We start from the raw sequence: 15,201 nt of genomic DNA, 5'->3' as shown, positions 1-15,201 counted from the left end.
AAGTATTCATTATAGTCCATATAGCGCTGACTTTCACTCAAAGCTTATGGCTGATAGCCGTTATTTAATTGGTTAGCGTCGACGTAACAATAGCTGTGAGATAATGACCAGCACTAAAGAAGCAGCAAGTAGCAGTGTTCCGATAGCATTGACTTCTGGTTTGAGACCCACGCGTACCATGGAGTAAATACGTAGGGGTAAAATCTCATAGCTAGGGCCTGTGACAAAGGTCGACACCACCACATCATCTAATGATAAAGTAAAGGCAAGCAACCAACCGGCCATGACGGCTGGTAGAATAACCGGAATCAGTACGGTACGTACCATCGTTGATTCACTAGCACCCAAATCGCGTGCCGCTTCCATCAGACGCTCATCCAAACTGCTCAAGCGAGCAAAGACCGTAATGACCACAAAAGGTAGGCAAAACGTGATGTGCGCCAGCAGTAGTGAGACAAAGCCCAACTGCATACCAATCAATAAAAACAGTGCCAGTAAGGAGATGGCAAGGACAATCTCAGGCGACATCATCAACACAAACAGCAGGCCGTTAAGCAAACCTTTACCATGGAATTTGTACCGATGTAGAGCAAGCGCGGTCAAGGTTCCAATCAAGGTTGAAACAGTGGCAGCAACCAATCCGAGCACAATAGAATGCCAAAAAGCGTCAAGCATGGCTTGATTGTTAAAGAGCGACTCATACCACTTTAAGCTGAACCCGCCCCAGTTATAGCCAATTTTTGACTTATTGAATGACATCACCACCAAGACAATGATGGGTAAATATAATAACGCGTAAATCAGTCCCAGATAGCCTTTTGCTGCCATACTGCCGATCTTGAACGAGCGTTTGTGTTTGATGGATGTGTGACTAGGCGAGTGGTGTAATGAGTTATTCGACATCAGGCCACCTCATTAAAGTCAGTTTTACCAATACGGCGACTGCTGGCGCGATAAGCCAGTAATAGCACTGCCATCGCCACTGTCAGCAGCACGCTAGCCGCTGCCCCAAACGGCCAATCGCGCGCATCCAAAAATTGGTTTTTGATGATATTACCAACCAGTAGGTTGCGTGAACCGCCCAAAATATCGGCCACATAGAACATACCCATCGCCGGTAACAATACCAAAAGTACGCCTGAGATAATCCCAGGCGTGGTCAAAGGCAGTACCACATGCCAAAAGGTTTGCGTTTTTGACGCGCCCAAATCTTGTGAGGCAAGCAGCATATCGTTGCGCAAATCCGTAAACACCGCATACAAGGGCAGTACCATAAAAGGAAACAGTAAATAGGTTAGACCAGCAATCACGGCCCCTTGCGTATATAAGATATCAATAGGTGCATCGATTACACCGATGGCCAATAAGGATGTATTAATCAAACCGTTATTGGCAAACAGCAATTTGAGGGCATAAGTCCGTACCAACGAGTTGGTCCAAAACGGCAGGATTAATAGCATCATGAGCAGAGGCTGCCAGCGCACTTTTGCCTTGGATACCAGCCATGCAAAGGGATAACCCAGCAATAAACAAATAACGGTTGTGATACTGGCCATCCATAATGAGTGGACAAACACTTCAAAATACAGCGGATCCATCATACGGATATAGCTATCAATGCTGACCGGCAAGCTGATAAATGCACTGCTGTCACGCGTCAAAAAACTGACCGCTATGACCAATATGTTGGGCAGTAGTGCAAAAATCAGCAACCACCCCCAAATCAGCCAAAGAGTCGCCGTACGAAAAGGACTTTTATTGCCTAAGCTAGTACGTGCCATTAGCTGCCATCCTTTTGTACGGTTAGGTTTTGTCCATCACCTATTTGCTCAGCATTAGGATCGTCAGGCAATACCCACTCCCAGCCGTCAACCCACGAGACTTTGACCGCCTCATTCAGCTTATAATCAAAACTTGGATCGTCTTCATCAAAAAATTCAGACGCTTTGATAACATGACCATTTGCCAGTTCAATAATCGAATCTAAGGTGCTGCCTTTATAGTTACTCTCAATGACGTGACCCAGTAAGCCCGTATGCGTCAGATCTTTGGGATCATAAATCCGTAAATCCTCAGGGCGCAGTAGCAAGTTTACGATATCGCCCACTTGCACCCCATTCGCAAAATCAGGAAGACGTAAGTTGCGTAAGGTGGTTGGACCTTCTTGCGCTTGTGCCTCGCAGACCTCGACCTCGATACGTCCATTGGTCACTTTACCATCACGGTCAGGCTGGTCTGGATACACGCCTTTGACCTCTGCTTTGAAGAGATTGGTCTCACCAATGAATTTAGCAGTAAATAAATTGGACGGTGTTTCATAAATCTCAATTGGTGTGCCAATTTGTTGAAACTTACCGTCTTTCATCACAGCAATGCGATCTGACATAGAAAGCGCTTCTTCTTGGTCATGAGTCACAAAAACAAAAGTAATGCCAAGCTCGCGTTGCAAACGCTTTAGCTCTGATTGCATTTGTAGGCGTAGCTTATGATCGAGTGCGGACAAAGGCTCATCTAACAATAAAAGTTTGGGGCGATTGATGACGGCACGTGCAATGGCAACTCGCTGCTGCTGACCACCTGATAAATCTTGTGGCTTACGATTGGCCAAGTGCTCTAGCTGCACCATGGCCAGCATTTCACGTACGCGAGTTTGAATCTCATCTTTGGGTACTTTTTTGAGCTTAAGACCATAGGCCACGTTTTGAGCGACGGTCATATGCGGAAACAGAGCATACTGTTGAAACACCGTATTAACGGGTCGTTTATCCGCTGGTAACCCTGCCATCTGCGCGCCATCCAAATAGATCGCTCCAGCATTTGGCTGCTCAAACCCTGCAATCAAGCGGAGCAAGGTGGTTTTCCCGCAGCCTGATGGACCAAGCAGGGTCAAAAATTCACCATGCCTAATATCAAGGTTGATATCGGTCAAGACCTCAGTTTGGTCATAGATTTTTTTGAGACCAGTTAGCTGCAACAGCACAGGACTTGCGCCTGCGAGCGCAGAGGCTTTGTGTGTGTTCAAAGATGAGTTGGTCATAGTATCTGTTCCTAAGCCGCCAATATGCCAGTGCAATATTTAACATAGATTGCTGTAATATCGATAAAGGGCATGAGCATGAGCGTGGTCGTCTGATTGCTGCGTATTATAACAAACCCGTGATATAAATCAGTGCAAGTTCGTTAAAGTAGTACGATCGACGATGAGAGGGCGCTTTTAGTTTATGACGTTGTTAACACGTATTGATAGGTCAAAGAACGTTATGGCATTTGTATCTCTTGCACGATTAGTGATTATTGTCAGCATATAGCCAGTTTTAAAGACAATAAATGCAAATATGATAACGGTCCACTGGTATCAATTTTCCTTGCTTGCTGTGCGCTTCGCATTCCAAAGATGTCGCAAAAGTGATACCAGTGACGCTGTATTTACTGCATAGTAGATCGATTATATAACGACATTAAAACAAAATTTTTTGTCATTTTTTGGCTTTTGATCCTATACAATTACTTGGTGGCTAAGCCATATAGTAAGCCTTTACGCTTTATTAAATCGTATCATCAAGATACTAAGAGATAAATCTTAAAGCAAAATTAGAACCATACATTATTTTAATTGTCTGATAACAAAGGATTTCCCATGCCTAATGATAAACGCCCAAACACAGGTCAAGAAGCACTTGAGCTTTTAAAAGAAGGTAATGCACGTTACGTTGATAGCCTTAGCAGCACAGACGTTTTGATGCAGCGACGTCCAGAATTGGTCAAAGACCAAGACCCATTGGCTATTATTTTGGGTTGTTCAGATGCACGAGTGCCAGTTGAGATTGTATTTGACCAAGGTTTGGGTGATTTGTTTGTCATTCGGGTTGCGGGTAATATAGTAGCACCTTCACAGATCGGCTCGATTGAATTTGCCGCCGAAAAATTCGGTACAAAGCTGGTTGTTGTATTGGGGCATTCACATTGCGGTGCAGTCACGGCTTGCGTAGATGCGCTTATCAACCCAGAACAAAACTACTCTCCTAACTTACAATCCATCGTCGATCGTATTCGCCCAAGCGTTTACAACTTGCACGAACTGGCGACTGCCAATGGCCAAGATGTTGATGCCGATGAGTTGGTTGATCGCTCTATTCGCGCCAATGTCCGCATGTCAGTCAGTCAGCTCAAGCATGGTTCGCGAGCGCTAGAGGATTTAACCAACAGTGGTCAATTGCTTGTCGTTGGTGCAGAGTATGACTTAGAGACAGGAAAAGTGCGGTTCTTAGACAGCTAATGTCGCTGTTATATTAGTGCTATCAAATGTATTTTCTTACAAAACCCCCATCAATCTTTTGTCTATTTTTTATTATGATGACAGGGTCAAGCGAGTCATGACAGACATGGCTCGCTCGTTTTTCACCTTTATATTCTGTAAAAACTAGGATAATGACCATTATGTCTACTTCAGTGACCGACAATAATAATCAAACAAACATCGCCCAGCCTGAGAGCAGTATCAAGGCCGAAGGCGTCCAAGCTATCTCTGCTCAAACCACGGGCTTTACGTTCAATCACACCATGCTACGAGTCAAAGACCCTGCAAAATCCTTAGCGTTTTATACGGGTGTGCTCGGTATGACGTTGCTTGCCCTAAAAAAATTCCCTGAGATGGGATTTGACTTGTATTTTTTGGCCAAGCTTACGGAGAGTGAGAGAGAAAACTTACCGACAGGCGATAATTTAGAAATTTTTGCCTTCCGTCAGCGTGGTATTTTAGAATTGACCCATAATTATGGTACCGAAACCCAAGCGGATTTTAGCTATCATGATGGCAATCAAGACCCACAAGGTTTTGGTCATATCTGCTTTAGCGTGCCCAATCTAGAAGAAGCAGTGGCTTGGTTTGACAAAAATGACGTCGAGTTTAAAAAGCGTCCAGAAGATGGCAAGATGAAAGGCATTGCCTTTATCAAAGACGTTGATGGCTACTGGATTGAGATCGTACAAGCCGAATTGATGCGTTAAAATAAAAACAGACTGAGCCATGCTTTTGATGGCAATTTTATATAGCCAGTAAGTACAAAGTAAACGAACCAAGCAAATCGAGGGAGTAACGTTGACATGCCTACCTCTGAGGCAGAAACAGCAGCCAATGTTTCGACAGCGGTCGAAACCGTACCACCTGAGGCGCTGACCTATCACAGCATCATCAATTCAGCAAATGAGATAGTGGTTGGCTTTCTTGAACGTATTCCTTATTTTGTAGCATCAATCGTCGTTATCCTGATTTTTTGGTTTTTATCGATTATCTTTAAAAAAGTGGTGCAAAAAGTTTTAGGCAGTCGCATTCACCATCAAAACTTGGTGAAGGTGTTTCAGCGTGTAGGCGGTGCCCTGATTATCTTTGTGGGTGTGATGATTGCTATGGTAATTGCGGTGCCAGGATTCACTCCTGCCAAGTTGATTGGCGCACTTGGTATTGGCTCTGTGGCGATTGGTTTTGCTTTTAAAGATATTTTTCAGAACTTATTGTCAGGTATCTTGCTACTTATCTCAGAGCCGTTTCGTATCGGCGATCAGATTGTGTCGGGAGAATACGAAGGGACCGTTGAGGACATCAAAATTCGTGCTACAACCATCCGGACTTATGATGGGCGACAAGTGGTGATTCCCAATTCTGATTTGTACACGTCAGCATTGACCGTCAATACTGCGTATAAGCAGCGCCGCTTACAGGTCGCGGTTGGCATTGGCTACGAAGATGATATCGAGGCGGCAAAAGCGGAAATCATACAAGCACTTAATAAGGCTGATAGTGTCTCTAAAAAAGCAGAGCCGAGTGTAATAGCAACTGGTTTTGGTGATTCCACGATTGATTTGATGGTGCGCTGGTTTATCGAAGATGGTACGCAAGCCAACAAAGTTGCCTCCATTCACGAGGTTATTGTCGAGATTAAGACAGCCCTAGATACTGCAGGAGTGAACATACCATTCCCTATTAGGACGATTGATTTGAGTGATCCATCAGTGACAGCCATTGTCAAAAAACTCAATGACGAGCGTGCCATCAATCATGAGCAAAATACGAAGAGTGATAAAGATGCGAATGAATTTGCACTAGATTGAATTGTTTGGTACAAAATAGAATGACAAAAACCGCTGCATCACACGATGGAGCGGTTTTTTAGTGAGCGTAAACAAGGAGCATTTAGTTGGCTTTGGCTCGAAACTCTGTATGACAAGATTTACAGCTTGCACCCACTTCACCGAAAGCAGGGGCGACATCATCAACACTGGTCGCTGTCTGTGCAGCAGCGCTTAGCTCCGCCGTGACTTTTTGGAAGTTGCCAGACTCAGCACTGAAGCCATCGGCATTAGACCAGACTGCTTCAGTTGCATTACCCGCAGCTTCTTGGTTTTCAAAGTGACTCCAAGGTGTTGAGGAATCTTCTGCCAAAAAAGCGGCTTGTTCTTTAAATACAGCAGCGTCAAATGTATCAGGTGCTTTCACCATATCACCCATAACACCCATTGCATCACCCCAGCTTTTCATACTGTCTTGACGGGTTTTTACGTCAGTATCGGTTGGGCTGCTACAAGCGGTGAGACCTAAGGCAGCTGTCATCAATGCAATACTAATAACAGACTTCAATGATTTGTTGGTATAAACCTGTGTCATATAAATTACTCCTTTAAACATGACTGATAATAGGCGGGCTATAAAGTGCTGGCCTCATGTCAAAATATTATTATAAAAATGCTATTTAAACCTAATCTAGAAGCGCCGTCACTCCTACATCATTTTTCGAGAAAATATAGGCCATTGTAACCATTATTGACGCAACAATAGTTAAGATAGTTGTTATATCCTCGTAAAATTTACACCAGTGATAGGGTCATTAGGGTTAATTTAAGTTGACTATATTCGAGGTTGTTGAAGCGACTATCATTATTGAAGCTACTATCATTATTAAAGCGATGATAAAAAGACCCGCTATAAAAAAGGCCAGCAATAATAGCTGACCTTATATATTTTAAAAATACTGATGTTGATGACTGTTATGCAAAGTAACTTTTACCCTTCAGAGAGTGATGCTAACTATGGTGTTAACCAATCACGCGGTTTTAGATAGTAATCGGTTAATTCAAACTCAGGGGTGCCCTCAGCAGGTTCTAGACGATAATGCCAGCTGGCGAGAGGCGGCATACTGACAAGTATGGACTCAATACGACCATTGCTTTGCAGTCCGAATAAGGTACCACGATCGTAGACGAGGTTATATTCTACATAACGTCCACGACGATAAAGCTGAAACTCACGCTGCTCATCGGTATAAGGGGTGTTTTTACGCTGCTCAAAAATCGGTAGGATGCCATCAAGATAGCCATTACCAACGGCTTGCATAAAATTAAAGCAAGTCTCAAAGTCCCAGCCGCGACTGTCAGTATTGACATCATCATAGAACAAACCACCGATGCCACGCTGCTCATCACGATGGCGCAAATGAAAATACTCATCGCACCACTGTTTGAAATCTGCATAGACATTGTCACCAAAAGGCGCACAAAGATCATGACAGACTTGATGCCAATGGACGCAGTCTTCGAGCACCGGATAAAACGGCGTCAAATCAAACCCACCACCAAACCACCATATCGGCTCTTCACCCGCAGCTTCTGCGACAAACAGTCGTACATTGGCATGACTGGTAGGGACATTTGGGTTGATGGGATGAACCACCAATGAGACGCCCATGGCCTGTGCTTTACGACCAGCAATATGAGGATGACGAGCAGTAGCGGAAGCAGGTAAGTTGTGCACATGGATATGACTGAACATGACGCCCGCTTTTTCAATAACTTTGCCACCTGCTAATACGCTTGATCGTCCACCGCCTCCCTCAGGGCGCTCCCAATCATCAGGGACAAAGGTTGCATTGCCACCACCCGCACGCTCTTGCGCTTCTAACGCTTGGCAAATACGGGCTTGTAAATCGACTAAAAATTCACGCACGCGCACGATATCACTATTAGTGGGTGTCGTCGCGTCATCTGCTGCTGGCAGATTTTGCTTATTATCTAAAGTTGGCATACTCATAACATCTCTGCCTATTTATTAAGGTGTAGGGCGGTATTGAAGTCTTTATCCAGCAAATGTCCCATGCGGTCACGCTTGGTCGCTAGGTACTCAGCGTTCATATCATTTACCCCAACCAATAATGGCACGCGTTCAACAACATCAATACCATGTTCAGTCAGATATGCCACTTTGTCTGGATTATTGGTAATGAGTCTGACTGCATCTACACCCACATGTGCCAGCATCGGTCCACACATATCATAGATACGCGCATCCGCGGGCAAGCCCAACATGAGATTGGCATCTAACGTATCATGGCCTTGATCTTGAAGAGCGTAAGCACGAATTTTATTGGTCAGACCAATACCGCGGCCCTCTTGACGCAAATACAAAATAGCCCCGCAGCCCGTCTCTTGTATTGCTTGCATGGCAGTATTGAGCTGTGGTCCACAGTCGCATTTTAAGGAGCTAAAAGCATCCCCAGTCAGGCACTCTGAATGAATGCGAATCAACGGAAGCGGTCGCTCTATTGGCGTGTCATCTTGACGCACGTCTGGGATATGATCTTGGTTTTGGTCGACCGCAAACAAGCCAACGGTCAGCATCACATGCTCTTGACCATCATCGTTTTCAAAGATATGAATATCAAACTCGCCATGACGAGTTGGTAGTTTGGCGCTAGTAATAAATTGATATGACATTAATGTCCTACATAATCCGATAATCGTGTCGGTAAAGGGTATGTTATCACCACATTAAAATAGCCATGTGATCCGAGACATCTTATTTCCAAGACACATTATTATAGTTATTAAGGTTAATAGTATAACCTGTTTGTAGAGACAGCGTGCTGATTGTCTTTGTGATGAAAACACACAAAGTTCACAAACGACGCACGATGATTAAAGCGACAATTAAAAAAAAATGCTATTATGCCATACTATTTTGACGGATACAGTGACAAGTCTTTGTCCTTACATTACTATGTCGTCACTTACATCCGATATTGATGCCGATGAATTCAGGCATAATATCAACCATCGGCGTTGAAGTATCATAGCTATGATTCATTACTGTCCACTATGACAGTGTATTTATGTTAAAAAAGCACAGATAGCACCCTAGTATTTGTAGGCACGTTGAAAGAGGCACGTTCCACGTTGTCCAAATAATTATATAGTCAATTACATCAATAATGATGTAGATATTATTGACGTCGCTTAGTCCGCATTATGCACTAAGACAGCGTCTTATCAGCAGATTGGTAGGTATCGTACGGTTTATGCAGCAGTCACCTTCTTCCCCACAGTCTCATTCCGTATCTGCGTCAGCGTTTGATTCTGCTGCCCAGCTGTCGAATTTACAGCAAACTTATACTGTTATTCCGCGCGTGCGTCCTGAAACGCCTCTGCTTGATGGTATTGCTACACCCTCTGATCTCAATGATTTTACAACGGCTCAATTGATCACGTTGGCTGATGAGCTGCGTCTGTTTTTGTTGTATTCAGCAGGACAAAGCGGCGGGCACTTTGGTGCCAATTTAGGGGTGGTTGAGCTGACCATCGCCTTGCACTATTTATTAGACGCACCAAAAGACCAGATCGTTTGGGATGTGGGACATCAAGCTTATGCGCATAAAGTACTAACGGGACGCCGTGAGCAGATTGGTACTATTCGCTCAAAAGATGGCTTGACTGCCTTTCCTGAGCGAGCAGAATCCGCTTATGATACTTTTGGGGTTGGTCATTCATCGACATCCATATCAGCGGGTTTGGGTATGAGTCTGGCGCTGCGTTATCAAGGCCTGACGCAGACCGTTGCTTGTATTATTGGTGATGGTGCAATGACGGGCGGGATGGCGTTTGAGGCCATGAACGACGCGGTACAGCAAGACGCTGATCTTTTAGTTATCTTGAATGACAACGATATGTCGATATCGTGTTCTATTGGCGGTTTTTCACGGCATTTAGCGATGCTTTGGGAGTCGGGTTATCAGGTAGATATCTCTGACGCAGGCGAGCCTATTTTATGTCGTCGCCCTGATATGCAAACGTTCGATCGTCGCAAACGTCATAAAGAGATGCGCGATGTGCCGCAGCTAGAAGACAACTTATTCAAAGCAATTGGTTTTACGTATTTCGGCCCTTTTGATGGTCATGATATCCCTGAATTGCTGCGCGTATTATCGATTGCCAAGCAGCTAAAAGGTCCCGTTTTAATCCATATTTATACCACTAAAGGCAAAGGTTTTGCGCCTGCTGAGCTGGATCCAGTCGGTTATCATGCGATCAGTAAGTTGCCTGTGGAAACTGAGAACGAGGCACAGAGCAAGGCGACAGAAGCTTCAGACATAACAGCTGCTTCAACAGTAACAATGAAACCTGCTTTGAAATACTCGCAAGTATTTGGGCAGTTTTTATGTGATAAAGCAGTTACAGATGACAAATTGCTAGCCATTACGCCTGCTATGGAAGAAGGCTCTGGCATGATCGACTTTGCGCGTCGTTTTCCAGAGCGCTTTTTTGATGTGGCGATTGCTGAGCAGCATGCCGTCACGCTGGCAGCTGGCATGGCAACGCAAGGTGTCAAGCCTATCGTAGCGATTTACTCGACGTTTTTACAGCGCGGTTATGATCAGCTGATTCATGACGTAGCACTACAAGATTTAGATGTGATGTTTGCCATTGATCGTGCAGGCTTGGTTGGCGAAGATGGGGCAACCCATGCAGGGGTGTTTGACTTAGCGTTTTTACGCTGTGTGCCTAACATGCTGATTGCTGCGCCAAAAGATGAAAATGAATGCTACCATTTGCTCAACACCTGCTATGAATACCAAGGCTGTACGGCCGTACGTTATCCACGCGGTACGGGTACAGGAGCCGTTATTACTCAGCCGGCACAAACGTACAACATCGGTGAGGCCGTAGTAGAGTCGATTCTTGGTAATGATACTGCACCCAAAAAACTGGCGTTATTAGCGTTTGGTACGACCGTGGCAACCGCTCAGCAAGCCGCCCAAAACCTTATCAGCGAGGATGTATCAGCAGATTATCAGGTGCAAATCGTTAATATGCGCTGGGTAAAGCCTTTGGATTCGGCATTGCTAGAGTTCTTATTGGCGCAAAGGGTGACTCATATTGCGACGTTGGAAGAACATGTGATTATGGGCGGCGCGGGTAGTGCGGTGAATGAGTATTTGCTCAATGAGTCGCCATCTTTTAAACGCCATCATCCGATTATTTGCAATATTGGTATTCCTGATCGCTTCATTGCCCATGGTTCGCCAGCAGAGCAGCTTGCTGATTGTGGTTTAGACGTTAATGGTGTGGTTAAACAACTCAAGCAGCTATTGTCGTAAGCAATATTTTTAAGACATGTTTTCAAGATTTGCCATGCGTATTAAAAGCGTGGGTTTTAATAGAAAAAAGCTCGATAGAGCGAACGCCTACTAGCCGTAGGTGCTGACTTTTTTACAACTTGGGCAGTATGTGATGACCATCGAAGTATCGGTTGGTTTGATGCGTATGGTGGTTTTTTCGTTTTTTTCGGACAATTTTAGTATAATGCGATGATTCTTTTAAGAAGAGCGTTTTAAAAGGCTCTTTTTTAATCGCATGAATACAGTGTGTGTTAGGTACGATGTGATGCAACGGCTCATTGGCATGTTGTGGACACAGATTTGGTCTTATCGTTTTTATATTCATTCATCAAGCAAATAGGTTATTTATGGAACCCATGGTCGTCATCGCAGCACGTACTGCTGAAAAAGTTGGTAAAGAAATTTTATATGCGCATCAAAACCGTCATAAAATTGAATTGGACATTGAGTCTAAAGGACTGGATGGCCTAGTCACGCGTATTGATCGTTTTAGCGAAGAGCTGACGATTGAAACCCTAAAAGCCAGCTACCCAAATCATTCATTTTTGGGTGAAGAGTTCGGTATGCAAGAAGGTCGCGGCGAAGATGCGGACTGGTGCTGGATTATCGATCCATTAGATGGCACCAAAAACTTCGTCCATGGTGTGCCGCAGTTTTGTGTGTCTATCGCAGTACAGCATAAAGGTGTCACGCAACATGGTGTTGTCTATGACCCAGTTCGTGATGAGATGTTCTCTGCGAGCCGTGGTAAAGGCGCTCGTCTGAACCAGCGCCGCATCAGCGTGAGCGAACGCAAAACCATCGACGGTGGCTTATTTACGACTGGTCATCCTCTTGAGCGTAAGCGCAATGGTGAAGTAATCTCTTATGCAAAACAGCATTTTGAGAGCCTACAAAAAGTCTCTGAAGCGGGTGGTCAAATTCGTCGTCTAGGTTCAGCGGCATTGGATCTATGCTATGTGGCTGCTGGTCGCTTCGATGGTTATTTTGAGATGTCTATCAAGCCTTGGGATATCGCAGCGGGCGAGCTTATCGTAACAGAAGCACGCGGTGTGGTGGTCGATCATACTGGCGCACACAACTCTATGACTTCAGGCTCTATCTTTGCTTGTAATGTCAAATTGTTGAAACCATTGATGCAGACGGTCGTTCCTTCGTGGGGCGATGCATTATAAGTACGAGTGTTTAAGAACGCTGGTATGTGAGTAAAAGCACAACCCCTAAAAAGCTGGTTCCATTATGGAGCCAGCTTTTTTGTTTTTCTGGTGCATTTATCTTCAACCGTGATCCCTTGAAACTCAAGCTCTTTACTCATCGTCTCTAACAGTGTCAACTCGTTTTCTATAAGCGCCAGCATATCTTGTACGTGTGGCAAGGCCTTACTGCAAGCGGTAATGCAAAACTCAATCTTATCCAAATAACTGGCTAAGGTAATGTTCATTGCTTGACCATTGAAGACGATAGAAGCAGGGTATAGGGACTGTAGGCGTGCCCCATTCCAATACAGAGGTTTTTCAGAACCGGGAACGTTGGAGATGATAAGGTTGAAGGCTTGCTTTTTAGGAAACAGCCCCGTTGCCACGTTAATTCCTTCCCAAGCATAAGCGATCACACTGTAGTTGATGACTTGCGCCTGATTCATACGGCGAAACCGGCGTTTGCCATTATTCATACTGCGGTGAATAAGCTCTATCCTACGTAGTGGGTTATCCAAATGGGTGCCTAAGTTTGCCAATACAAACGATAACTGATTGCCTGCAATACTGTTGTCAGTACGCAGTGACATGGGCACAAAGGCAATTAAAGGTTTGCTTGGTAGCGCGTCCATGGCTATCAAATACTGACGAATGGCACCAGCACAAACGGCCAGTACGACATCGTTTTTACTGATTTTTAATCTTTCAGCAATAGCGTTGAAGCGCTGTATGTCATAAGACTGTGCAGCAATTCGCCGTGAGGCTGAAATTCGCGTATTCAACACACTCATTGGGGCATCAAAAGTGCCGACATAACCATCGTCGCCATAATTTTTAAAATTGTCGAGCAATTCGGTAAAGACAGGTTTGATGGTAGAGATTTGCTCTTTGATGATGCGCTGTACAGATCGCTTGGCAGGCAGCATAGCATTGACCTGATTGCGATGGCGCGTCATCAATGACCACACGGGCAGCGTAACTGGCTCATCTGGCGATTGCGAGAGAGATCGTTGTACCAACCGCATGGCTGCTATGCCATCGACCAGCGAGTGATGAATCTTAAAATATAATGCAAACCGCTCAGGGCTGTGCTCGTTTTCTGGTTGAATGCCTTCGATGATGTGACATTCCCATAGCGGCATCGCACGATCTAGCAGACGACCATGCTCTCTTGAAATGTACATCAGTAGCTCGCGAATACGACCGGGACTTGGTAGCGCAACATGATGAAAATGATGCTCGACATCAAAGTTTTTGTCTTTTTTCCAAAAAATCAGATGCTCTAAAACCTGATTAAAAGGAAAGCTTGGCGGTACATCGGATTCTTGCATTTGTTTGACTAACTGATAAACAAAATCGCTGTCCGCCGCTTCTGGTTTTTCAAATAAGAACAAACCACCGACATGCATAGGCTGTTTACGCGACTCAATAAGTAAAAATAACTGATCAACTGCGGTGAGAAGTCGCATAATAAATCCTTTTATGATGATAAGTTGAATGAGAAGTCATCATTGATAAATCTCCATTAATCAATTCTCAAATGGTTATTAAAAAGAGCGTCTTGATATAAATAAGTCTTATACCGTTTCTTTATTATTATTTTATAATTGCTCTTTTCTCTAGAGAAATAGAGGTATCAATCTATTGAAAAAAGTAGCCAGTCTGCGGTGAGCTGGCTGTTGCCATCTTACGCATAGGCATACGACCGGCCAAAAAGGCGGCACGACCTGCCCATATAGCGTGTTTCATAGCATGACCCATCATCACTGGATTTTGCGCATTGGCAATGGCTGAATTCATCAATACGCCATCACAGCCCAGCTCCATTGCCAGCGCTGCATCAGACGCAGTACCCACGCCTGCATCAACCAATACGGGTACTTTGGCATTTTCAATAATTAAGCTAAGCGTGTGACGATTGAGCAGACCCAAACCTGAGCCAATCAAGCTACCAAGCGGCATAATAGCAACGCAGCCCATGCTCTCTAATTCTTGGGCAACGATAGGGTCATCTGAGGTATACACCATGACTTCAAAACCATCATCAATCAATACTTTGGCAGCTTTTAGGGTTTCGGTCACATTGGGGTAAAGGGTTTTTTCATCACCCAACACTTCAAGCTTGACCAAGTTGTGCCCGCCTAATAGCTCGCGCGCAAGCTTACAAGTACGAATCGCTGTCTCTGCATCAAAGCAGCCAGCCGTATTGGGTAAAATGGTGTATTTGTCAGGCGAAATCACGTCAAGCAAATTAGGCTCATTGCTGTTTTGTCCAATATTGGTACGACGAATCGCGACTGTCACAATCTCTGCTCCTGAGGCAGCAATAGCGTCACCCGTTTCAGTCATGTCTTTATATTTGCCCGTACCTACCAACAGCCTAGAAGAGAAGGTGCGACTGCCTACGGTAAAAGTATCTTGTAAAAGGGGTGTCGGTTGGATAATGCTAGCGTTCTCTGACATAACGAAAAATCCTAATAGCGGGCGGGCAAGGTAAAAGGCAAACAATATGCCATTTAAATGTGATAAAAATACGTGCTGTGGCTAATCATAACGTACTGTTA

General features: G+C 44.6%; 13 protein-coding genes. 5 read left to right on the top strand and 8 right to left on the bottom strand.

Annotated elements, in window-relative coordinates; translation table 11 throughout:
* Window positions 1-72: 72 nt before the first annotated feature.
* From potC to potA, 3 genes are read right to left on the bottom strand one after another with little or no spacing between them, the layout of a single operon-like run.
* Window positions 73-903: a spermidine/putrescine ABC transporter permease PotC gene (potC, locus tag CIK80_RS05905; RefSeq protein WP_095569207.1), complete on the bottom strand. Its 831-nt coding sequence runs from the start codon at window positions 901-903 to the stop codon at window positions 73-75.
* Window positions 903-1,781, bottom strand: coding sequence for a spermidine/putrescine ABC transporter permease PotB (potB, locus tag CIK80_RS05900; RefSeq protein WP_095569206.1), 879 nt, complete (start codon window positions 1,779-1,781; stop codon window positions 903-905). Before potB ends, potC begins: the two co-directional genes overlap by 1 nt.
* Window positions 1,781-3,037 (bottom strand): spermidine/putrescine ABC transporter ATP-binding protein PotA, encoded by a 1,257-nt coding sequence (gene potA, locus CIK80_RS05895; protein ID WP_095569205.1) that lies wholly within the window; start codon window positions 3,035-3,037, stop codon window positions 1,781-1,783. The genes potB and potA overlap by 1 nt, the downstream gene beginning before the upstream one ends.
* 600 nt (window positions 3,038-3,637) lie before the next feature.
* Between potA and CIK80_RS05890 the strand changes: the two genes are divergently transcribed.
* The 3 genes from CIK80_RS05890 (at window position 3,638) to CIK80_RS05880 (ending at window position 6,108) form a co-directional block, all read left to right on the top strand.
* Window positions 3,638-4,276 carry a carbonic anhydrase gene (locus tag CIK80_RS05890; protein ID WP_062843684.1) on the top strand — a complete coding sequence of 213 codons (639 nt, stop codon included), beginning with the start codon at window positions 3,638-3,640 and terminating at the stop codon, window positions 4,274-4,276.
* 161 nt (window positions 4,277-4,437) lie between these two features.
* A complete protein-coding gene (gene gloA / locus CIK80_RS05885; RefSeq protein ID WP_095569545.1) occupies window positions 4,438-5,007 on the top strand; it encodes a lactoylglutathione lyase in 570 nt (189 codons plus the stop codon).
* 96 nt (window positions 5,008-5,103) lie between these two features.
* Window positions 5,104-6,108, top strand: a complete 1,005-nt coding sequence (locus CIK80_RS05880) for a mechanosensitive ion channel domain-containing protein (protein ID WP_095569204.1) — start codon at window positions 5,104-5,106, stop codon at window positions 6,106-6,108.
* Window positions 6,109-6,190: 82 nt separating this feature from the next.
* On the opposite strand, the gene CIK80_RS05875 is transcribed toward CIK80_RS05880, so the two are convergent.
* The 3 genes from CIK80_RS05875 to ribA form a co-directional block, all read right to left on the bottom strand.
* Complete coding sequence (locus CIK80_RS05875) at window positions 6,191-6,661, bottom strand: cytochrome c (RefSeq protein ID WP_095569203.1); 471 nt, start codon at window positions 6,659-6,661, stop codon at window positions 6,191-6,193.
* Window positions 6,662-7,081: 420 nt separating this feature from the next.
* Window positions 7,082-8,080 carry an oxygen-dependent coproporphyrinogen oxidase gene (hemF, locus tag CIK80_RS05870; protein WP_095569202.1) on the bottom strand — a complete coding sequence of 333 codons (999 nt, stop codon included), beginning with the start codon at window positions 8,078-8,080 and terminating at the stop codon, window positions 7,082-7,084.
* Window positions 8,081-8,091: 11 nt separating this feature from the next.
* Window positions 8,092-8,763, bottom strand: a complete 672-nt coding sequence (gene ribA, locus CIK80_RS05865) for a GTP cyclohydrolase II (protein WP_095569201.1) — start codon at window positions 8,761-8,763, stop codon at window positions 8,092-8,094.
* 581 nt (window positions 8,764-9,344) lie between these two features.
* On the opposite strand from ribA, the gene dxs reads away from it, so the two are divergent.
* Both dxs and CIK80_RS05855 read left to right on the top strand, forming a co-directional pair.
* Window positions 9,345-11,420 carry a 1-deoxy-D-xylulose-5-phosphate synthase gene (gene dxs / locus CIK80_RS05860; protein ID WP_095569200.1) on the top strand — a complete coding sequence of 692 codons (2,076 nt, stop codon included), beginning with the start codon at window positions 9,345-9,347 and terminating at the stop codon, window positions 11,418-11,420.
* Window positions 11,421-11,788: 368 nt separating this feature from the next.
* Window positions 11,789-12,616 carry an inositol monophosphatase family protein gene (locus CIK80_RS05855; RefSeq protein WP_062843690.1) on the top strand — a complete coding sequence of 276 codons (828 nt, stop codon included), beginning with the start codon at window positions 11,789-11,791 and terminating at the stop codon, window positions 12,614-12,616.
* Window positions 12,617-12,678: 62 nt separating this feature from the next.
* Here CIK80_RS05855 and CIK80_RS05850 read toward each other — a convergent pair whose 3' ends face one another.
* The gene (locus CIK80_RS05850) at window positions 12,679-14,106 is read right to left on the bottom strand and encodes a wax ester/triacylglycerol synthase family O-acyltransferase (protein ID WP_095569199.1); all 1,428 of its coding nucleotides are present in this window, start codon (window positions 14,104-14,106) and stop codon (window positions 12,679-12,681) included.
* Between the two features lie 172 nt (window positions 14,107-14,278).
* A complete protein-coding gene (locus CIK80_RS05845; RefSeq protein WP_218830322.1) occupies window positions 14,279-15,079 on the bottom strand; it encodes a thiazole synthase in 801 nt (266 codons plus the stop codon).
* Between the last annotated feature and the right edge of the window lie 122 nt (window positions 15,080-15,201).

Origin of the sequence: Psychrobacter sp. JB193 (assembly GCF_002285555.1) — a bacterium.
In the GTDB taxonomy this organism is placed as follows: Bacteria; Pseudomonadota; Gammaproteobacteria; order Pseudomonadales; family Moraxellaceae; genus Psychrobacter; species Psychrobacter alimentarius.
This window is presented reverse-complemented; position numbering and strand designations above follow the sequence as displayed.